Source organism: Cupriavidus sp. SIMBA_020 (assembly GCF_046535395.1).
GTDB lineage: Bacteria > Pseudomonadota > Gammaproteobacteria > Burkholderiales > Burkholderiaceae > Cupriavidus > Cupriavidus campinensis.
In genome coordinates this window covers 1-258 of sequence record NZ_JAWRWU010001013.1, presented here as the reverse complement: position 1 = coordinate 258, position 258 = coordinate 1, and the positions used below count along the sequence as shown (strand labels likewise).

The following is a 258-nucleotide window of genomic DNA, read 5'->3' as shown; positions in this document are numbered from 1 at the left end:
AGCCACGGCTCGCCCGCGGGCAGCGTGAAGTCGTAACGGGCGGTGCGCGCGTCGAGCGCGCTTTCGATGATCGGCATGGCGGCTCCTCAGGCGAACAGGCGGTCGGTGTTGGTGAAAGCGCGGCCGTTTTCGGCGCACGCGTTGCGGCACGGATCGTCGGCGGGCGCGGAGGACTCCGCGGGATAGGCGCGCCATGCAATCAGCTTCACCGGTTTCGGCGTGTACTCGCGTTGCGGATCGAGCGGATGCGGCGCCGTG

General features: G+C 69.8%; 1 pseudogene. It reads right to left on the bottom strand.

Annotated elements, in window-relative coordinates:
- Positions 1-86 precede the first annotated feature (86 nt).
- Positions 87-258 (bottom strand): annotated as a pseudogene (locus SB751_RS32530) (urea carboxylase); the annotation flags it as partial.